Below are 20,890 nucleotides of genomic sequence, written 5' to 3'. Positions count from 1 at the left end.
CCTAAATGGGTTGAATAATTACCAATCGCGGGCGCCAATTATGGTGCCCGTGAATCGGTAAAGGAGGGTCGAATTTGACCATATTGAAATTTATTTCAAAGCGCATTTTACAAATCATTATCACTTTAATTTTGGTCATTTCAGTCAGCTATACCATGATGTATTATTCACCTGGCGGTTTCATGAATACGAATACCATGGCTACGGCACTGGCTCCGCTGCAAGGGCAAAACCCTGTTCTCTATCAGCAAGTCATGGACCAATTTCAAAGCCGGTATGGTTTAAATTTACCGCTGTGGCAGCAAATCATGAAGTATATATGGCATCAATTAACCTTCGATTTCGGTAATTCGATGCAGAATCCGTCTTTGCAAATTGCGACTCAACTGAAGCAAGCTTTGCCGATCAGTACACTTTTGGCATTTGGTTCTGTTGTTCTTTCGGTAATTATCGGGGTTCCGCTTGGCATTATTGCAGCACTCAAACGTAACACTTGGATCGATTATGTTGTAAGCACCATCTCATTGACGGGTCAGGCCATTCCGGCATTTGTTCTCGCGGTGATTATGGTTTTGTTATTTGGTGTTGTGTTTCAAGGGATTCTGCCTGTAACGGGATGGGGTCACTGGAGGCAAGCAATTTTGCCGATTATTTGTTTATCTGCGGCAAATGTCGGTGTTGTGGCCAGATATATGCGGGGCAGTCTGATCGAAACCATGAGGTCGGATTTTATGCGGACCGCAAAAGCTAAGGGCGTCAAATATTGGCCGATGATTTTTAAGCATGGTGTCAAAAATTCGCTGACAGCGATGATAACCGTCATCGGACCTCAATTTGCTTTTACAGTGATGGGCACGATCTGGGTGGAGCAAATTTTCGCCATTCCAGCGCTTGGTCAGGTGATGCAGACGGCATTTACCAGTTTCGACTATCCGCTCGCCATCACATCTGTATTTCTGCTGGGATCCATGATTATGATTATGAATTTACTTGTTGACATTATTTATGCCTTTATTGATCCGCGTGTCAGATTATAAGCGGCACAGACTATACGAACCTAGGAGGGGGAGCAATTGGCTGGCACAGTTGCAGCAACTCAATCGGATGTAGCTTTGAAGAGAAAAAAGAATCTTCAGAGATCCCAGTTTTATCAAGGTTGGAAGCGATTTAAAAGACATCGTCTTGCCGTTATTGGTTTGGTCTGGGTTGTCCTTTTTTTGATCGCGGGGATTATCGGACCTTGGGTGGCTCCGTATGATTATCGCACGGGAGATTTTTTGGCCATCAATCAAGGGCCGACATGGCAGCATATTTTTGGCACGGATAATGTGGGGCATGACATGTTCAGCCAGATCTTGTTCAGTGTTCGAAGCGCTTTGATTATTGCCTTTGGCGCGACTTTGGTCAGCTTCATCATCGGGATCATATTGGGCTTATGGGCCGGATTGCGCGGCGGAATTGCCGATATGATTATTATGCGTGCTGTGGATTTCATGATGACCTTGCCGGGATTTTTGTTCGCCTTGATATTAGTCATTATGCTGGGACGTGGGTATTTATCTTTGATTCTAGCGATTGGAATTCCGGGCTGGGCGGGGTATGCGCGCTTGATCCGAAGTCTGGTCCTGAGTATGCGGGACGGGGAGATGGTGGAAGCGGCAAGAGCGTTAGGCGCATCTCAGGCGCATATTGCTAGAAGGTATATGTTGCCGAATGTTATCGGCAGTATGGGTGTCTCTCTTGCCTTCGGGATTCCCGGTGATCTCATCCAGATTGCAGGCTTAAGTATTTTTGGCATGGGGCTTCGGCCGCCAATCCCTTCATTTGGGAGTATGATTGCTCAAGCCAGTGAGAATATTCTCGGCTTTCCGTGGCTGCTGTATTTTCCGGCAGGTATCTTTGCAATAACCTTGCTTTCGTTTCTGTTTGTAGCAGACGGTCTCCAGGAAGCATTCAGTCCGAAAGGAGGCAATTAATATGGGTGAACCGCTACTTTCTATTGATGACCTTCATGTGAAGTTCTCCCGCAGTGAAGATGAAGTTTATGCCGTAAACGGCGTTAGTTTTTCAATCAATGAAAATGAATCCTTGGGGATTGTTGGTGAAAGTGGCTCCGGCAAGTCCGTTACATTGATGTCATCAATTGGGCTCATTCGCGAAAATGGAAAAATAACATCGGGGACAGCTCAGTTTAATGGTAAGGACTTACTTAAAATGCGTCCCAAACAATTAGAAGATATTCGTGGACGTGACATCGGCGTTGTTTTTCAAGATCCGATGACCAGCTTGAACCCGATCATGCGTATCGGGGATCAAATAATGGAAGCCATGCTGACGCATCAATATGCAAACCGGAAGGAAGCTTTTGACCGAACCATTCAGCTCTTGCATGAAATGGGGATTCCGGATCCCAAATCACGGTTTAAAAGTTATCCTCACGAATTTTCCGGGGGTATGCGCCAACGTATCATGATTGCTATTGCTTTGGCATGTGAACCGCAATTATTGATTGCCGATGAGCCAACAACCGCGCTTGATGTCACTGTGCAGATGCAGATTCTTGCACTATTGCAGGAATTGCGCAGAAAACATGGGATGAGCGTAGTGATGGTAACGCATGATTTTGGCCTTGCGACCAACTTTTGTGACAAAATCATCGTGATGTACGGGGGCCAAATCATGGAGAAAGCCACTACGGACAAGTTCATAAGTGAGGCGGCGCATCCCTATTCACTTGGATTGAAACGCTCCATTATCGAAGTGGGCCACAAGGGAAAAGAAATAATGCCTATTCCAAAGACGGCAAAGACACTTACACAGACATTGACCGGCTGCCCATTTGCCGATCGTTGCTTCTATACAACTGAGCGGTGTCAGAATGAGGTTCCCAAGCTTCGAGATTTTAGCACCGATCATCAGATCGCCTGCCATCATGCTGAGGAGGTCGCTTCCTATGCCCAATAATCCGCTCTTGCGCGTAGAGAATGTCTCAAAAACTTTTCGGGTACAAGGAAAAAAGCTGCATGCCATCGAGAATGTTTCTTTTACCCTGGAAGCGGGGAAAACACTGGGGCTTGTTGGGGAGAGTGGCTCAGGAAAATCAACCTTAGGGCGAATGGTTCTGCGTCTACTCGAATCTGACAAAGGAAAAATATTTTTTGAGGACGTGGAGCTCTCAAAGGCAAATAAAGAGAAGCTGCGGGCGATGCGCCGGGATATGCAAATTATTTTCCAGGATCCCAAGGCGAGCCTAAGTCCGAGAATGACGGTAGGAGACGCTATTGAAGATGCAATGGCTATCCACAAAATCGGAACTAAAGTAAGCCGGCATGAGCGTGTGATCGAACTTCTTGAGCGGGTCGGTTTGCCTTCTGAAGTCCAATACGCTTATCCGCATGAACTGTCAGGTGGACAATTGCAGCGGGTTGGGATTGCCAGAGCGTTGTCACTGAATCCTAAATTGCTTATTTGTGATGAACCGGTGTCCGCATTGGATGTATCTATTCAGGTTCAAGTCATTCAACTACTAAAGGATTTGCAGAAGGAATTTAACCTGACTTATATCTTTATTTCGCATAATTTGGCAGTAGTGGAGTATTTGAGTGATGATATCGCGGTTCTTTATTTAGGAGAGGTGGTTGAGCAAGCTCCGGCGGATGAATTGTTCAAGAAACCTACGCATCCTTACACGCAGGTCCTGCTAAATTCGATTTTGAAGATTCCGGATAGTGTGGAGCAGAAGCAGCAGATGGTATCGATTCAAGGCGAGGTGCCATCACCGCTCAATCCACCAAGAGGCTGCACTTTTCATCCGCGGTGTTCTTTTGCCTCGGATGTATGTATGGCTGTCAAGCCTGAACGGAAAATCGTGTCAGAAGGCCATAGTGCCGTGTGTCATTTGGTAGAATAAGCAGAGGCTTAATTAAGTAATCAGCAGATGACTTCTGTATATCACAGAAGTCATCTTTTTTAATTCATACACACAAAAAAGCCCTATAAGAAGGTCGCTTTTTTCAAAGTGAACAGCTTATAGGGCGCAGTTAAAATCTGCTTACTGCTTATCAATCGCTGCTGCTAACCCTTCATAGGAAGAATCCTGAAGCAGTACTCCGTTCACCATAAATTTAGGAGTACCGTTCACTCCGTAGGAACCAGCGATCTTAAAGTCTTCTTTTACATCGAACATGTAGGTATGATTCTTGAGATCTGTTTCAAATTGAGCGTAATCAATGCCCTCGATGTTATTCTTAACGAATTTTAGAATGAATTTCTGAGTGGCCCAAATTTCGCTCTCATCGCCTTGATTAGCGTACAGCTTATGAAGGTATTCCCAGAACTTCTCGTTGCTTTGCTTGTAGATGGCTTCGCCGGCGCTAGCAGCAAGATAAGAGTCCCGGTCCAAAAATGCAAAGTTCATGAAAAAAAGTTCCACTTTTCCGGTATCCACGTAGTCTTTAATAAAAGTATCCAGATACTTTTCAGTCCACATTTTGCAGGCGGGACATTTGAAATCTGCGAATTCGATAACTTTAACTTTGGCATCAGGACTTCCAAGATGAGGTTGCTTCTCATATTTCAGCCCATCAACAACAATGCTTCCCTTTACGTCGGTGTAGTTGGGTAGATCTGCTGTATCATCAGTCTTATTGCTTAAGATGAAAACAATTACAGCGAGAAGGATTACAACAACGACACCTAATATCATGGGAAGCAAAGGTCTTTTGGTCTGAGATTGTTTAGCTGACACTTTCTTATTCATATCTCACCTCCTAGACAATATAGGAATACTATAAAAATAGTATAATCATCCAGTAGGTAGTGTAGATATGTCATTTGTAACAATGCTACGTAACGTTGTAGCTAGATTATTAGTTTTTGAATTTAGCGGCTGAGCGAATGACAGGAGGCACCTCGTGGATGGACGAAATAGTCATCACGGCTTGCTGCATCTCCTGCTCCAGCTCGATAAGGTTATAGCTCCATTCATTTTGTTGCTTCAGGTAGATACTGTTAATGCCTGCGGTAACTGCGGGAAGTACATCTGTACGTAACGAGTTGCCAATCATCCAGGTACGTTTGCGGTCAAAGCTTTGGGTAGCCAAAATATTTTCAAGTGCCTCAACATTTTTATGCTTCCGAATATAGATACGATCGTCAAAATAAGCATCCAGCTTCATTTGTTCAATTTTACGTTGCTGAATGGTGTCGTCCCCGCCAGTATACAAGAATAAATGGTGACCCTCTTGCTTCAGCGTATCGAGTGTTTCAACCATGCCAGGGTAAGCTTCAATTTCTTGGTCATAGACACTTAGGCCGAGCTTGTGTAATTGCTGCTCTTGAAAGCGATCTGTCGGACAGTTATATTTGCCGCAGAAATAACGGTAGGTGGCGATTAAGGATTTGGGAAAGTTGTCGCTGGCCAGGCCACTCGTGTTGACGGTATCAACATCAATTTCTATTTGCTTGCTGCGTAATTCACTGGTGCTTGGGCCAAATTCATTAAACCAATCAGTCATGAGCTCGAAATATTGACCTAAAATTAAATCGAAATACTTGTTGCAGTGAACCAGCGTATCATCTAGATCGAAAATTACCTGTTGAGTTGTGTATTTCATATCTCTCACTCCTTGGATCTGTATCTGTATAGTGTTCTATAGGTGAATATAAGATTCTAGAAACATTTGAAGCTCAGAAGCGCCGTCTGGACGGATACTGAAGCGCTCGTCTTGTTCCCCGCGAAGATGGATACGGAGTAAACCGGCTACGCGTAGGATCATTAGGTGATGCATAAGCATTTCTCTGGATTGATTTAGATCGGACTGCATCTCCCATAAAGATTTGGGTTCATGGGCGACATACCGAAGCAATCGGAGTCTGGTTGGATCTGACAGCGCCTTGGTCATGCGCAATAGCACCATCGGTGGCTCATTTTCATCTTCCAATGGCACATCTACAGGATACTGTACAATCACCATAGTTTTGTAGAAGCAGTAGGTGTTGATTGGTCGATTATGAACGGTAGGCAATAATACTATAGTCTTAAGATCCCGTATATCCTCGAAAACTACACCACCGGATGCGTATTCAATTAAAGAAATAGGATCCATTTTGCTTTCCAGCATTTTTTTCTCAGAGGCATCTTCAATTAATAACGGTAAAATCTTGTGTTCAACATGACGGAAATATTGCTCATACCAGAGTCTAAGAAGCGGACTATAGCTGCTCTTGATCCGGGAAGCTTCATCTATGGTGAAATCATGAATTAACGGTGCGATCTGCTGATAACACTCTTCTATAGAAGCTGAATCCAGATCATCCAGGAAATGCAGTACTGACGTTGCGGGCCCTCGGCTGTAAACCCAAGCATATAACACATCATAATCCGTAAATGGCCACTCCGCAGCTTGCATGAGAGCTGTTACTTTATGAGGAGTAATGCGATCTTCCACATCACTTACCCAGTGGGGACCGAGGTCCAAATTGGAGATCCATTTTCTGGTTACATATATCATAAAACTGTCCAGCAGTTCATAAACCGGCGATACGTCGATTTTTAATTCGTAATCCATGTAACATGCACCCCCAGAAATCCGTAACTTCTACATATTATCTCTTGTTTTGAAGAAGGTTGTCCACTATAATGTTCGGTGTTTGCCATTACATCATTGTTTTTATTATAGGGGGATATCATCCGTGTCAGACCGGCTTAAAGTATCTATACGAAGTAATAGCAAAATGACTTTCATGATTCTTATTACAGCTACTATAGCCGCGGGGCTTAGCCAAGGGCTATTGCTGCCCATTCTATCCATTCTTTTGGAGCAAAAAGGAGTCTCCTCGTCACTGAACGGACTGAATGCTGCTGCCCTATACATAGGATCATTTGGGATGACCTTGATTGCTGAACGTGTTCTTGGAGCGGTTGGATTTAAAAAATTGATAGCTGGTGGGATTAGTTTAGTCTTAGTAAGCTTGCTCATGTTTCCCTTTTTTACAGGGATCAAGGTATGGTTTGTATTGCGTCTGCTTGTGGGTGTGGGCGATGCTGCGATTAATTACGGGGCCCAGCTTTGGGTTCTACTCATGACACCTGCCGAGCATCGCGGACGTAATCTTTCACTATATGGCATGTCCTATGGTCTGGGCTTTAGCTTAGGGCCACTTGGGATAAGTCTGCTGCGTTATGGACAGGCCGTGCCTTTTATTGTTCTCGCATTTCTATTTTTGTTAGTCTTAATTCTTGTGACTACAATTCTGCCGGATTCCCGGCCAGATAAAGCGGAGAGTGGTGAAAGTCAGGTTCGCCGTTTCGGTCGTTGTTACAGCTTAGCCTGGTTCGCTTTAATTCCAGCCCTTTTATATGGCTTTATGGAAGCCAGCTTAAATAGCAGCTTTCCGGTATATGGTCTGCGTATCGGTTACAGCACAGATCAAATTGCAGCATTATTGCCTTTTGCGGGGGTCGGAGGACTGCTTCTGCAGTTTCCATTAGGTCTGTGGAGCGACCAGTTTGGCCGCAAGCGGGTACTGATTATTGCCGGGATCGGAGGCGGGATCGCCTTCACTATGTTGCCGCTGGCAGGTGACCATTTTACGTTGACAATGGTGCTTCTGATGATCGCAGGAGGACTAGTGGGCTCCTTTTTCTCATTAGGGCTAAGTCTGGCCGCGGATATTTTGCCACGACATCTACTGCCTGCTGCCAATGTGGTTGCTTCTTTCCATTTTAGTATTGGCAGTATTATTGGGCCCGGCATTGGTGGTTTGTTGCTGCAAGTGGGCTTAAGCGGCGGTATTTTTGCCCTGATGGGTGGTTTATATATCGTGTTCGGCTTGCTTGGGTTATTATTCTCGCCACAACCTAGAAATTGAGGTAAGATAAGAACGAGTGCTCGCATGGAAATTGAACTCACATTCAGAGTACACTATAGATTATAGATGAAGACAGGGAGAGGCTGAACTATGATCACAGTTGAACACTTAGCCAAGGCAGTTGGGGAAGATAAAAATCCGGTCCTGCAGGATATAGGATTTCAATTAGAGCCGGGTGAGCTCGTAGCCATACTTGGAGCGAGTGGGAGCGGTAAGACCACTTTATTACGCTGTTTAGCGCTGCGAGAGAAGTGGGACAGAGGGAATTTTAGAGTGGACGGTACGGATATTATGGCGAGTGCCTTTTCCGGAAAAAGAAAAATTCGCCGGGAGTGGGCTTACCTGGAGCAGAATGCTGAGCTCAATCCTAACCGAACAGCGCTGAAAAACGTGCTGATCGGCCAGTCCGCACAGACGCCAATGTGGCGTATGGTTACAGGGATGGTTCGTTCAGATGATTATATGGGTGCGATGGATGAATTAGATGCCCTTGGACTTCTAGATAAAGCGAAGATGAAGACTAGCCAGCTAAGCGGTGGTGAACGTCAGCGTGTAGCGATTGCTAGAGCATTAACTCATGGTGCCAAAGTAATTCTAGCGGATGAACCGGTTACGGGTCTTGATCCCAAATCGGCAGAGAGTGTATTGGAAACTTTGCGCAGACTATGTAAAGAGACGGGGCTTACCGTAGTGACGGTGCTGCCTATTGAACTGGCTGAACGTTTCGCTTCACGTATATGGGTACTAGAAGATGGACGAATTAAGCATGATATAAAGGGACGTAGATTAACGTCTCAGGAACGCGCGAATTTGTAAAGTTCGGACACGGATAAGGAAAAGAGTGATGAGGTTGAGTATAAAAAGTCTTAGGTGCCTGGCAGCTGCAACACTGTCGTTATCCGTACTTTCGGGTTGTACTTTCATCAGTGATCCCGTTTCGAAGATGAAAGCTCCGCAGCTGTCTGCTGACAAAGCAACACTTATGGCTGCTATTAATTCACATATTCCAGCGGGTACGGAGTTGATCCGTCCGGTTAATGATGAGAGCTCAATTTTCACAGAGGATCTCAATAACGATGGAATTATGGAGTCGTTGGTGTTCTATAGAACGCCAAGCGAAGCTGTAGAGATTCACGGGATGATCTTAGAGAAGCAAGGAGATGCCTGGGTCAAAAAGCTTGTTTTTGATGGGGATGGAACTATGCTGGAGTCCGTCGATCTGAAAGATATGACAGGTGACGGGAAGCTGAATATCATTACAGGTTATTCACGTGGGGAAGAAAAAGGCCTCGTCGTGTATAGCTATTCCAGCGGATCATTGGAAGAAGTGCTTTCACTTCCTTACACCAAATATATGATTGATGATCTTAACAAGGATGGAATTGAAGACATCACCGTTGTTTATTTTAAAAGAAATGAATTTGCAACCATTTCGATCTATCAGTACAATGATGGCTTTAAGGTGCTCGATAAGATCGAGGATATCGATCCGTATTTTTTTAATTATTACAATATTGTCGCAGGAAAGATTGCCAAAGATAAAGAAGGAATCGTATTGGACGCTTCGGTGGATTTCCAATCCGCCTACAGTTTAATTGTTCTTATGGAGCATAACAAGCTGCGCGTGGTTTTGCCAGGTGATACGAGGACTTACAAAGATCGTCTGATTGCAAGCGAAGATATTGATCATGATGGCATTATTGAAGTTGGATTGCTTGAAGCGCCAAAAGGATGGGAGTATTTCGACCCCGCAGATATTCCTTATTTCACCTCCTATTATAAATGGGATGGAAAAGATGGCCTAACCTTTGCAGTCCAGCTATATCGTGATCCATCGGATCGCTTTACTATTAATTTTGATCCAGAGCTGCATGGAAAGGTAAGTATTGACACGAAATCTGTTCTGGATAAAAACCTTAAGTTCATCATGACCGACACCGGAGAGACGTTTGCTGAGGTTTCCTTCTTTTCTCCTTCGGAATGGGATAAGGCTAAGAATGAAGGCTGGGAGCTGCTTGGGCGGGATTCAGATAAAGTCATCGGCTACCGTGGTGAGCTAGAACAAAGTACAACAAAAGAAGGAAGCAATAAGATTGCCTCCCCTATTGAAAGGAAGGGAATAGATGAGTAAAGTTCTGATATTGGAAGATGAAGAGTCCATTCGCAGTTTCATAGTCATTAATTTGAAGCGTAATGGGTTCGAAGTGCTGGAGGCTGCTGACGGAAATGAAGCATTGCATAAATTAACCACTATACCTGATATTGATATTGCGTTATTGGATGTTATGGTTCCCGGCATTGATGGATTTGAAGTTTGTAGACGGATTAGGGAGACTAATGAACGCTTGGGAATTATTTTTCTTACCGCCAAGGTTCAGGAGCAGGATAAAGTTTACGCTTTGTCCGTAGGTGCAGATGATCATGTTAGTAAGCCATTTAGCCCAACGGAGCTAATTGCGCGTATTCAATCTTTGCTGCGCCGAGTAAATGTGCATCGTGAACAGTCGGCCAAGGTTTCTTTTCATTCGGGGCCTTTCAGCTTGGATCTTATTACTAAACAATTCAAACGTGATAATGTAGCCATTGAACTGACGCCTACGGAGTTCTCTCTGATTCAATTCTTTCTTGAAAAAGAAAACACTCCACTTAGCCGCGATCTTCTGTTGGATCATGTGTGGGGCAAGGAGTATATGGGTGATCCCAAAATTGTAGATGTAAATATCCGGCGCTTACGCCAGAAGATTGAGAACAATCCTTCGGAACCGGAATTTTTGCAGACTGTATGGGGGCACGGATATAGATGGAAAGGCCAAGGACAATGATTAAGAAGGGGATGCGCAGACAGATTGTTCTGCACTACATTCTTGTAGTTTTTTTGGCGCTTCTCCTCGTAGAAGTTATCTTCCTGCTGGCCATCAGAACATATTATTATGACAGTGTATACAGCAAGATTAAAAATCACATTTCTGTTTCAGAGTCGTTTTTTCAAAAGAACATGATACCAAGCGATAATAGCATCTATCTGCTACAAGAAGTACTGGAGAGGTTCTCATTGAGCAAGACGGAGCTGGAAATCTTATCGCTAAATGGGGATATCATCACTAGTTCCACTGGCTTTCAGCCGGATCGGACCATTACGACCAGTGATGTACCAGAAGCCGTTGGCGGCAGCGTTGGACGCTGGGTAGGGCGTCAGGCAGGCACGAATGAGAGCGTAATGGCGGTTTCCAAAATGCTGCAGATTCATGGACAGGATAAGTATGTCCTAAGGTATATTACTTCACTAGAAGAAATCAATAATGATTTGCTTAATCTTACCTTATTGTCTACTGCTATTGCTGCAGCTGTTATGGCTGTAGTTGTTGGGTTTAGCTTCGGACTGGCCAATTCGATTGTGAAGCCGCTGAATAATATTACGGCAGTTTCAGCCCAGATGGCCAAGGGGAGATTCAACGTACGGATTAAGGGAGACTATAAATTTGAGATTGGTGATTTGGCTTCAACGCTGAATTATATGGCTCAGGAAATTGTGCGCAGCAATCAGATTAAGGATGATTTTATCTCGTCCATTTCTCACGAGCTGAGGACACCTCTTACAAGTATCAAGGGCTGGAGTGAAACTTTAGTTTCCGGCGGGTATGATCCGGAGGAGACAAAACTTGGAGTCAGCATCATTTCCAAAGAAAGTGAACGCCTGATTGGGCTGGTGGAGGAAATTCTCGACTTTTCTAAGCTGCAGCAGAACCAAATGAAGCTGTCGATTGGGGTTGTAGATGTAAAGGTACTGCTACAAGAGACGATACTGAATGTTTGGGCTAAAGCGGAAAAGAAACGAATTCATCTGCTGCTGGAATGTGAAGACGCGATCTTTGTTAAAGGGGATGCCAATCGCTTAAAACAGGTATTTTTGAACTTGGTAGACAATGCAGTGAAATTCTCACATGAAGATTCCAGTATTGAATTGTCAGCAAAGAGGCTGTCTGCTACAGAAACAGCGATTATGGTACGAGACAGCGGGATAGGGATTAGTGAAGCGCATATCTCCAGAGTTAAGGACCGTTTCTTTCAAGTGGATGCACTTAATGGAGGAACAGGCTTGGGGTTAGCGATCTCACAGCAGATTGTAGAACTTCATAATGGGACACTTGATATGGCAAGTGAGCTTGGAAAGGGAACGGAAGTAACCGTCATCTTGCCTCTTACTGAACCACAGCCGGAAGTTAACTCAGATGAGGTAACTCAAATTACAGCTACCTTTCCTGAATTAGATGATTGGGAGACGTGACCTGAGATGGGGATAACGAAGAATTCGATCCGTATAGTTCGTGGAGAGCCTGATCGGGTTAACGACATCTTGAGGCTGTTGCAAGAAGCGGCAGAATGGATGGAGCGTAACGGGATTAACCAATGGACACCCGGACAATTTAATGAGACCGATATTGCAGGATATTTCGCTGACAGACATGTTTATTTAGCCCTTGACGATGGGGCTGTAGTTGGCATGTTCACGTTGCAATTCAGTGATCCACAGTACTGGGGCAGTAAAAATGATAAGTCCTACGCTTATTTGCACCGATTGGCTGTGAAAGACTCCCACCGCGGCCGAGGACTTGGACAGCAAATGCTTAAATATGCAGTAGTTCTAGCCAAAGATCTAGGCTGTAAGAGTCTTAGGTTTGACACTGTGGCACATAACATTAAGCTCAATCGTTATTATCAGAGCATGGGTTTTCACTACATGGGCACTAACGATATGGGAAATGGTCGTTTAGTGAACTTATATGAACATTTTGAGGAGAGTGCTGAGTCAGACCGTCTGATCCTCAGGTTTATATCAGAATCTGATTTTGAACACTTAAAGCGCTGGAGTGTTTCTCCAGAGTATCTGAAGCAGTGGGCAGGACCTTCGCTTACTTATCCTTTAGACGATGAGCAGCTTGTTAAATACTTAACGGATGCTAATCATCCAGGCTTATCCGATCGCCTTATCTTCTGTGCAATTCAGGAAGCTACGCAGCAGGTAGTGGGCCATATTAGCTTTTCAGCCATTGACCGGGTTAATCGTTCTGCACGTATCGGCAGGGTAGTAGTGGACCCTGAGTTTCAAGGTAGAGGCATTGGTAAACGGATGATACAAGAAATGCTTCGAATTGGATTTGAAGGTCTGGACCTGCATCGTCTGTCTCTAGGCGCTTTCGATTTCAATACAGCTGCCCTGAAAGCTTATGAAGCTGTTGGCTTTAAGCGGGAGGGTGTTCAACGTGAGTCCGCTTTATTCGGTGAGCAATATGTAGATTGTGTGGAAATGAGCATATTAGACAGAGAATGGACGGCTAGCCGTAATTCATAAAATCATTAATTTTGTACAACCGAAGGGGCTGTTGCTCTGGTCATGATCGACCAGGACAACAGCCCCTTTTTATATAAAGTATTTTTCTATATAATGGTTGTTATGAAGGAAGAACTTCACGCAAACGTCCTGTCTTCTCATACACATCCTGAAACAGACGGGAAGGTTGGTTTCGGACCGCCGGCTTGGCAGCCACAGTCTCATGTGGTCCAACGACAACGATATTATTTATGCTTCCCTTGATGACTGCGCCATCCTTAATGATTGCCCCTTCACCAATAATGGCATTCTCAATCAATACTCCACGACCAATGCGAGCTCCAGGCATAATAACACTTTGTTTGATCTGGCTCATCTTACCGATTTCTACCCCATTAAAGACTACAGAACGTTGTAGACTACCTTCTTGGGAGCAGGATTCATTCACGAGAGAGTCCGTTGACGGGATCTGTACACGTGGTTTATGAACTGCAAGCTTATTCCGGCGAACCCGACTATACATAGGCCAATGAGTCTTGTCTAACTTCATGCCATTGTCTTTTTGCAGAAGGTCCATATGTGCTTCCCAGAGACTGCCGACTGTACCTACATCTCTCCAGTAACCCTTGAAACGGTAAGCGAATAAATCATCATTCTGATCCAGCATGGTAGGAATAACGTCTTTACCAAAGTCATGGCTGGAATTAGGATTAGCTGCATCCCGCAACAAGTGCTCCTTCAGATAAGCCCACTCGAACAGGTAGATACCCATTGAAGCAAGATTACTTTTTGGTACTTTAGGTTTTTCCGCAAATTCGGAAATTTTCAGATCATCGTTTACGTTCATTACTCCAAAACGACTAGCCTCATCCCAAGGAACCTCCATTACGGAGATAGTTGCTTTTGCTCCTTTTTCAATATGATAATTCAGCATCTTACGGTAATTCATATGGTAAATATGATCACCGGATAGAATGAGCACATGTTCTGGGTTGCGGCTATCAATAAAGTCAATGTTTTTATAAATCGCATCAGCAGTTCCTGTATAACTGTCTCTGCCTTCAACACCTGAAGGAAGCAATGTGACACCTTTATCCTTTTGACTAACTAAGCCCCAAGGCTCGCCTTCACCGATATGATTATGCAAAGAGTCAGCTTCGTATTGTGTCAGAACACCTACTGTATCAATGTTCGAATTTACACAGTTACTTAGCGGGAAATCAATAATTTTATACTGTCCACCGAAAGGGACTGCAGGCTTAGCCATACTGGAAGTCAAGGGAGCCAATCTGCGGCCTTCCCCTCCTGCCAATAACATGGCGATACAATCTTTTTTGTTGTTCATTTGTTATCCCTCCCATTATTTTGTCAATGCTTGTAATATAAACTTACGACAAGCGCTTGAAACGACATAGGTGAAATATATTGCTTTGTAAACAGAAAAATTACAATTAATATTTCTTTATCAGAAAATCTTTTCTTTTAACATCAAAACATTTTCAAAATGGTAATATTCGGGTAAGGTAATAGGTACAAGCACATTGAAAAAGGTGGTGTAGAATTGGCTGAAAAAGCAAAAATCGAGACCCTTCCGTCAGCTGCTGATATCTATCTGTTCCATGAGGGCACCAATTATCGCAGCTATTCTTTGCTGGGTGCACACACTGCCGCTGAAGAAGGCGTTACCGGTGTGCGCTTTACCGTGTGGGCTCCTCATGCGACATATGTAGGACTAGCTGGTGATCATAATGATTGGGACGGAACACAGGGCGTGGACTCGTTATATAAGATACCCGATTCAGGATTTTGGAGTCGTTTTTTTCCGGGAATACAGCCGGGAACTTTTTACAAATACAGGATTCTTGCCTCAGATGGATCAAGTTTCCTAAAAGCGGATCCTTTTGCTTTCAAAGCCGAGGTTCGACCGGCAACGGCTTCGGTAGTAGCAGAACTGGATGGCTACCGATGGGGAGATGCAGCATGGCGTCGGAAAAGCAAAGCGCCTTATCAACAACCAATGAACATTTATGAAATGCACTTCGGTACCTGGCGTCAAAAAGAAGATGGAGAGTTCTACACCTATCGGGAAATGAGCGAGCTCTTAATTCCTTATTTGGTGGAGATGAACTATACACACGTGGAATTTATGCCGCTGGCAGAACATCCATACGATCTATCCTGGGGTTATCAAGGGACGGGGTATTTTGCGGCAACCAGCCGTTATGGCGAACCCCATGAGTTGATGTATTTGATCGATCAGCTGCATCAGGCAGGTATCGGTGTGATTTTAGATTGGGTTCCAGCTCACTTTGCCAAAGACGCACACGGATTACGTATGTTTGATGGAGCGCCACTTTATGAATATGCCGATCCAATGTTAGCTGAAAAACCAGGCTGGGGGACACTTTCGTTTGATTTCAGTAAGCCGGAGATTTCTTCTTTTCTTATTTCTAATGCGCTTTTTTGGTTTGAGTATTATCATATCGACGGAATGCGTGTAGATGCGGTTACCAGTATGCTTCGATTAGATTTCGAAAAGCGGGATCATCAATATCGGCGGAATGTTAACGGTGGATTGGAGAATCTGGAAGCCATCAAATTTATCCAGAATCTGAACAAGGCTATCTTTCATTATTTCCCAAAAGCATTGATGATGGCGGAGGAATCCAGTGCTTGGCCGGGGGTTACTGCACCAGTGCATGAAGGAGGCCTTGGCTTCAATTACAAATGGAATATGGGTTGGATGAATGATACGCTAGGCTACATAGAACATGATTTTGGTGGGCGCCCTTATCATCATAATTTACTTACGTTCCCAATATGTTATGCTTATGCCGAAAATTACGCATTGCCGCTATCGCATGACGAGGTTGTCCACGGCAAGAAGTCTTTGTTAGACAAAATGCCAGGTGCTTATGAACAGAAGTTTGCAGGGCTCAGACAGCTGCTGGGATATCAGATCTCACATCCCGGTAAAAAGCTTCTGTTTATGGGTGGAGAGTTCGGTCAGTTTATCGAATGGAAGGATCAGGAGCAGCTGGACTGGCTGCTGTTGGATTATGAGAGCCATCGTCGTATGCTTGCATACACGGCTGCACTTAATAAACTGTACCGCTCCGAAAAAGCGCTGTGGGAGCTGGATCATGCTCAAGAAGGTTATCAGTGGATTGATGCAGATGACAATGATCAAAGTGTGATTTCGTATATACGCCGAGGGAAGAAACCAGGAGATACGCTGCTTATTGTCATCAATTTCCAACCGGTAGAACGGCACAATTATCGTATAGGCGTGCCACGGGCTGGGACATATGAAGAGTTCTTTAGCTCCGAAAATGTAGAGTACGGCGGTTCCGGATTGCACAATGTCCCTCAAAAGAGCGTTAAGCTGGAATGGCACAATCAGGTGAACAGCATAGAGCTGACTCTTCCGCCCCTTAGCTTCCTGGTGTTTAAAAAAACGTCACGAATGGGTAAGAATAAAGAGGCAAAAGAGTTATAGATCTAAGTACGAATAGAGAATCCGTACAGTTTAAGGGGGAAATAATCATGAAAGTTTTATTTGCCGCAGCTGAAGCCCATCCTTTTGTCAAAACGGGTGGTTTGGCCGATGTCATTGGAGCACTACCTAAAGCGCTGAAGGCTGCCGGGGTAGATGTACGAGTGATTTTGCCTAAATATCGTGGGATTCCTGATAAGTTCACCGCTCAAATGGAGCATTTAACGGAAGTGTATGTCCCAATTGGCTGGCGAAAACAATACTGTGGAATTGAACGCATTATCTATGAGGGTATCCCCGTTTATTTTATCGACAATGAGTATTATTTTGGGCGTGATGGAATTTATGGTTATATGGACGATGGTGAACGGTTTGCGTTCTATAATCGTGCAGTACTGGAGTGTCTGCCGGCCATTGATTTCCAGCCTGATGTTCTGCATTGCCATGATTGGCACGCGGCCGTAATTCCAATGCTCCTACAGGGGCATTATCGTCACAATCCATTTTACAGTGAAATGCGGAGTGTATTTACAATACATAACCTGTTGTATCAGGGAGTGTTTCCTTATGAGGTACTTGGAGAGCTGTTAGGTCTGGATAGCAGTTATTTTGGTAGTGTGGAGTACTATGGTAATGTGAATTTCTTAAAAGGCGGGATTGTATTCAGTGATCGGGTCACGACCGTTAGTCCGACCTATTCAGAAGAGATTCGCACACCTTATTATGGTTACGGCCTGGATGGTTTGTTGAACGCACGGTCAGATGTTTTAAGTGGGATTGTGAATGGCATTGATACTAAAAGTTATAATCCAGCGACAGATTCCAGCCTTGTCACCCGTTATCGTTCCAATTTAACCAAGAAGACGGAAAACAAAGTAGCCTTGCAGGAAGAGCTGGGATTACCCGTAGATGCTAATATCCCAATGGTAGCTATGGTCACGCGTCTTGTGGACTCCAAAGGCTTAGATCTGCTTACCCGAGTGCTGGATGAGCTGCTATATCACGATGATATTCAATTTGTGCTGCTTGGAACTGGTGATGAATCCTACGAGCGTTGGTTCAAGGAAGCAGCATGGCGTTATCCGACAAAGCTGTCTTCACAGATCCTATTTAATGATGCACTCTCACGTAAAATATATGCTGCCAGCGATATCTTCCTTATGCCGTCCAAGTTTGAGCCATGTGGCATCAGTCAGCTGCTCGCTTTGCGCTATGGTAGCATACCCGTTGTACGTGAGACAGGTGGCCTCAATGATACTGTGCACGCTTATAATGAAGAAACCGGTGAAGGCAATGGCTTTACGTTCAGCAATTATAATGCTCACGATATGATGTTTACGCTGCGCCGGGCACTTTCTTTTTACAAGCAGCCTGAACATTGGAAAAAGATCACAAAAAATGCATTCGCGGGAGATTATAGCTGGAATGTATCCGCTCAGCAGTACATGGATATCTATGATGATATAACAAGATAAAGTTTAACAAATTCTGTAATGGGTTAATAAGGGATTGCACCCGGGAGTATGGTAAATACTCTGGGAGCAGTCCTTTTTTTATGACAGAAGGGAATGAATAATCGAATGATTTAGCTAGTATAGGGGATAGTAAAAATGTATAAATCTTGCTTCATCGTGAATAAAAACGGTTTTTTAGTTGTGTATTATAGAATTACCCTCATAGAAATCCATTAAAAGGAAGTTATTGTCACAATTATGCCTTTGCATATTCATGCGTTCTGATTTATAATAAGTCAGTCATTGGGTCAACTTAGATTTTTTCATATGAATAGGGGAGATATAGAAATGAACAAATGGGGTAAACTTAGTTTAGGAATGGTATTAGCGGTAGGTCTGCTCTCAGGCTGCGGTCAAAATAAAAATGATAATGATACCGCTGCTAGTGGTAATGCAAATTCCGGTGCAGTTACTAAAAAGCTGATTATGGGAACAAGTGCAGATTTTCCTCCGTACGAATTCCATAAAGTAGTGGACGGAAAAGATACTATCGTAGGTTTCGATATCGACATCGCTAAGGAAATTGCTGCTGACATGGGCGCTGAGCTTGAAGTTAAGGATCTGCCTTTTGATTCACTGCTTAACGAATTGTCCAGTGGACGTGTAGATATGGTGATTTCCGGTCTTAGCCCGACTGAAGAACGCAAAAAAGCGGTTGAACTCTCAGATATTTATTACAAAGCAGAGCAAGCTATTGTAGTGCGCGAAGCAGATAAAGATAAATACGCTACTATGGACGCGGTGAAGGGCACCAAAATTGGTGTACAGACAGGCTCTATTCAAGAAGAAATCGCCAAAGAGATTGAAGGCGCAAAGATCACTTCTCTTGGTAAAATCTCCGAGATCGTTCTGCAATTGCAATCTAACCGTATCGATACAGCAATTATTGAAGGACCTGTTGCCAAATCTTTTGTTAAGAATTTAGCGGGTCTTGTAATTACCGATGCTAAGCCTGAAGTAGAAGATGATGGATACGCAATTGGTATTAAAAAAGGCAATACAGAGCTTCTAGATAAAGTAAATGCAACACTTAAACGTCTAGAATCAGAAGGTAAGATTGATGAATATGTAGCGGCAGCCAGTGAGCTTGCTGAAAGCACGAAGTAAGGAATGGATATTGTTTTAGGTCTGCTGAAGTAAATTGTATGTGTATTACAGAAAATAGCAGAACTTTGCTATTTTCTATTTTTTTGGAGATAGGGGGATAAGATATTGGATATTACTTTATTTAGAATGGCTTATGATTATCGTGATCTTTTCTTGACTGGATTACAATATACCTTGCTTCTTGCTGTTCTTGGTGTCTTTTTTGGCTTCATTCTTGGGATTATCGTCTCTCTACTACGGATGTCAAAATGGAGAGTGTTACGTTTCTTAGCCACTGCTTGGGTTGAATTTTTGCGGGGCACTCCAATGCTTGTGCAACTGTTTCTCATCCATTACGGGCTGGCGACGTTTGGGATTGAGTTTACTCCGATTCAGTCCGGGGCGATTACACTCTCCATTAACAGTTCTGCTTATCTGGCAGAAATATTTCGCGCCGGAATTCAGGGTGTCGATCGTGGACAAACGGAGGCCGCACGTTCACTTGGAATGAAACAAGGGATGACAATGCGTCATATTGTACTTCCTCAGGCACTTAAAAGTGTACTTCCGGCAATCGGTAATGAATTCATTACCATTATCAAGGAATCATCAATTATTTCATTTATCGGAGTAACGGATTTGATGTTTCAAGCTCGTACGGTTACAACGATTTCGTATGATGGTATGACACCACTCGTGATTGCTGCCTTTATGTATTTTGTTCTAACATTTACGCTTTCCAAGATCCTAGGTAGACTCGAAAGGAGGCTGAATACCGATGATCGCCGTTAAGAACCTGCAGAAGCATTATGGAAAGCTGGAGATTCTCAAGGGAATCGATTTGGAGATTAAAAAGGGTGAGGTTGTCGTTGTAATCGGGCCCAGTGGTTCGGGAAAAAGTACCTTTCTGCGTTGCTTGAATCTATTGGAGCAGCCTACAGGTGGAGAGATCACTTTTGAAGGGGAATCGATCACCTCAAAGAAGCATGATATCAATGCAACGCGTGAGAAGATGGGGATGGTTTTTCAACAGTTCAACCTTTTTCCGCACAAAACCGTTCTGCAAAACATTACACTCGCACCGATTAAAGTAAGAAAACAGCAACAGGCTGTGGCCGATAAATTCGCAATGGAGCTCCTCAAGACTGTAGGGCTTGAAGATAAAAAGGATGTTTATCCAGCTCAATTGTCCGGTGGACAGAAGCAGCGGATTGCGATTGCTCGTGCATTAGCCATACAGCCGCATGTGATGCTTTTTGATGAGCCTACCTCAGCGCTTGATCCGGAAATGGTAGGAGAGGTACTTGAGGTTATGAAAAAGCTTGCCGAAGACGGAATGACAATGGTTATTGTTACACATGAGATGGGCTTTGCCCGTGAAGTGGGTGACCGCATTCTGTTTATGGATGGCGGGGTAATCGTTGAACAGGGTACTCCTGAACAAGTATTTGGTAATCCTACACATGCTCGGACTAAGGATTTTTTAAGTAAAGTATTATAAAGAATTCGTCAAAACGGCCCTGGACAAGTATCCGGTGGCCGTTTTGTTATAGGGTCCTGAGGGTAATGTGGGGATATATCGCTGGGACTGAG

At 44.0% G+C, this 20,890-nt stretch carries 17 protein-coding genes and 1 pseudogene; 14 read left to right on the top strand and 4 right to left on the bottom strand.

Annotated features, from left to right (window positions below):
- Nucleotides 1–74: 74 nt before the first annotated feature.
- From NSQ66_RS16680 to NSQ66_RS16665, 4 genes are read left to right on the top strand one after another with little or no spacing between them, the layout of a single operon-like run.
- Nucleotides 75–1,037, top strand: a complete 963-nt coding sequence (locus NSQ66_RS16680) for an ABC transporter permease (protein WP_036687660.1) — start codon at nt 75–77, stop codon at nt 1,035–1,037.
- A gap of 36 nt (nt 1,038–1,073) precedes the next feature.
- Nucleotides 1,074–1,976 (top strand): ABC transporter permease, encoded by a 903-nt coding sequence (locus NSQ66_RS16675; protein WP_080742512.1) that lies wholly within the window; start codon nt 1,074–1,076, stop codon nt 1,974–1,976.
- Nucleotide 1,977: 1 nt separating this feature from the next.
- On the top strand, nt 1,978–2,964 hold the full coding sequence (locus tag NSQ66_RS16670) for an ABC transporter ATP-binding protein (protein WP_036687658.1): 987 nt from the start codon (nt 1,978–1,980) through the stop codon (nt 2,962–2,964).
- Nucleotides 2,954–3,910 carry an ABC transporter ATP-binding protein gene (locus NSQ66_RS16665; protein WP_036687656.1) on the top strand — a complete coding sequence of 319 codons (957 nt, stop codon included), beginning with the start codon at nt 2,954–2,956 and terminating at the stop codon, nt 3,908–3,910. Before NSQ66_RS16670 ends, NSQ66_RS16665 begins: the two co-directional genes overlap by 11 nt.
- 141 nt (nt 3,911–4,051) lie before the next feature.
- On the opposite strand, the gene NSQ66_RS16660 is transcribed toward NSQ66_RS16665, so the two are convergent.
- From NSQ66_RS16660 to NSQ66_RS16650, 3 genes are all read right to left on the bottom strand, one after another.
- Nucleotides 4,052–4,759 (bottom strand): DsbA family protein, encoded by a 708-nt coding sequence (locus tag NSQ66_RS16660; RefSeq protein WP_036687653.1) that lies wholly within the window; start codon nt 4,757–4,759, stop codon nt 4,052–4,054.
- A 109-nt stretch (nt 4,760–4,868) separates the two neighbouring features.
- On the bottom strand, nt 4,869–5,615 hold the full coding sequence (locus NSQ66_RS16655) for an HAD hydrolase-like protein (protein WP_076141995.1): 747 nt from the start codon (nt 5,613–5,615) through the stop codon (nt 4,869–4,871).
- Nucleotides 5,616–5,651: 36 nt separating this feature from the next.
- On the bottom strand, nt 5,652–6,569 hold the full coding sequence (locus NSQ66_RS16650; RefSeq protein WP_036687649.1) for a helix-turn-helix domain-containing protein: 918 nt from the start codon (nt 6,567–6,569) through the stop codon (nt 5,652–5,654).
- A 148-nt stretch (nt 6,570–6,717) separates the two neighbouring features.
- On the opposite strand from NSQ66_RS16650, the gene NSQ66_RS16645 reads away from it, so the two are divergent.
- The 6 genes from NSQ66_RS16645 to NSQ66_RS16620 all read left to right on the top strand — a co-directional run bounded on the left by NSQ66_RS16645 (nt 6,718) and on the right by NSQ66_RS16620 (nt 13,222).
- Nucleotides 6,718–7,872, top strand: a complete 1,155-nt coding sequence (locus tag NSQ66_RS16645; protein WP_076098793.1) for an MFS transporter — start codon at nt 6,718–6,720, stop codon at nt 7,870–7,872.
- Nucleotides 7,873–7,962: 90 nt separating this feature from the next.
- Entirely contained in the window at nt 7,963–8,688 is a 726-nt protein-coding gene (locus tag NSQ66_RS16640) for an ATP-binding cassette domain-containing protein (RefSeq protein WP_036687647.1), read from the top strand.
- Nucleotides 8,689–8,722: 34 nt separating this feature from the next.
- Nucleotides 8,723–10,003: a hypothetical protein gene (locus NSQ66_RS16635; RefSeq protein ID WP_235219555.1), complete on the top strand. Its 1,281-nt coding sequence runs from the start codon at nt 8,723–8,725 to the stop codon at nt 10,001–10,003.
- Nucleotides 9,996–10,694 carry a response regulator transcription factor gene (locus NSQ66_RS16630; RefSeq protein WP_036687642.1) on the top strand — a complete coding sequence of 233 codons (699 nt, stop codon included), beginning with the start codon at nt 9,996–9,998 and terminating at the stop codon, nt 10,692–10,694. Before NSQ66_RS16635 ends, NSQ66_RS16630 begins: the two co-directional genes overlap by 8 nt.
- The gene (locus NSQ66_RS16625) at nt 10,691–12,157 is read left to right on the top strand and encodes a HAMP domain-containing sensor histidine kinase (RefSeq protein ID WP_051491526.1); all 1,467 of its coding nucleotides are present in this window, start codon (nt 10,691–10,693) and stop codon (nt 12,155–12,157) included. The genes NSQ66_RS16630 and NSQ66_RS16625 overlap by 4 nt, the downstream gene beginning before the upstream one ends.
- A gap of 6 nt (nt 12,158–12,163) precedes the next feature.
- Nucleotides 12,164–13,222: a GNAT family N-acetyltransferase gene (locus NSQ66_RS16620; protein ID WP_081382393.1), complete on the top strand. Its 1,059-nt coding sequence runs from the start codon at nt 12,164–12,166 to the stop codon at nt 13,220–13,222.
- Nucleotides 13,223–13,322: 100 nt separating this feature from the next.
- Here the strand turns inward: NSQ66_RS16620 and NSQ66_RS16615 are convergent, their stop codons facing one another.
- Entirely contained in the window at nt 13,323–14,546 is a 1,224-nt protein-coding gene (locus NSQ66_RS16615) for a glucose-1-phosphate adenylyltransferase (RefSeq protein ID WP_076098784.1), read from the bottom strand.
- Between the two features lie 216 nt (nt 14,547–14,762).
- Between NSQ66_RS16615 and glgB the strand changes: the two genes are divergently transcribed.
- The 4 genes and pseudogenes from glgB (at nt 14,763) to NSQ66_RS16595 (ending at nt 20,798) form a co-directional block, all read left to right on the top strand.
- Nucleotides 14,763–16,700 (top strand): 1,4-alpha-glucan branching protein GlgB, encoded by a 1,938-nt coding sequence (gene glgB / locus NSQ66_RS16610; RefSeq protein ID WP_076098785.1) that lies wholly within the window; start codon nt 14,763–14,765, stop codon nt 16,698–16,700.
- Nucleotides 16,701–16,747: 47 nt separating this feature from the next.
- Nucleotides 16,748–18,172 carry a glycogen synthase GlgA gene (glgA, locus tag NSQ66_RS16605; RefSeq protein WP_036687636.1) on the top strand — a complete coding sequence of 475 codons (1,425 nt, stop codon included), beginning with the start codon at nt 16,748–16,750 and terminating at the stop codon, nt 18,170–18,172.
- 453 nt (nt 18,173–18,625) lie between these two features.
- Nucleotides 18,626–20,089, top strand: a pseudogene (locus NSQ66_RS16600) (ABC transporter permease subunit); the annotation flags it as partial.
- The gene (locus tag NSQ66_RS16595; protein WP_339279317.1) at nt 20,076–20,798 is read left to right on the top strand and encodes an amino acid ABC transporter ATP-binding protein; all 723 of its coding nucleotides are present in this window, start codon (nt 20,076–20,078) and stop codon (nt 20,796–20,798) included. The pseudogene NSQ66_RS16600 and the gene NSQ66_RS16595, both read left to right, overlap by 14 nt.
- The last annotated feature ends 92 nt before the right edge of the window (nt 20,799–20,890 follow it).

The sequence above is a fragment of the Paenibacillus sp. FSL H3-0329 genome (assembly GCF_037963285.1).
GTDB classification, from domain to species: Bacteria; Bacillota; Bacilli; order Paenibacillales; family Paenibacillaceae; genus Paenibacillus_AQ; species Paenibacillus_AQ odorifer.
Note: the sequence above shows the minus strand (reverse complement) of the source record. Positions and strands in the feature narration are given on the sequence as shown.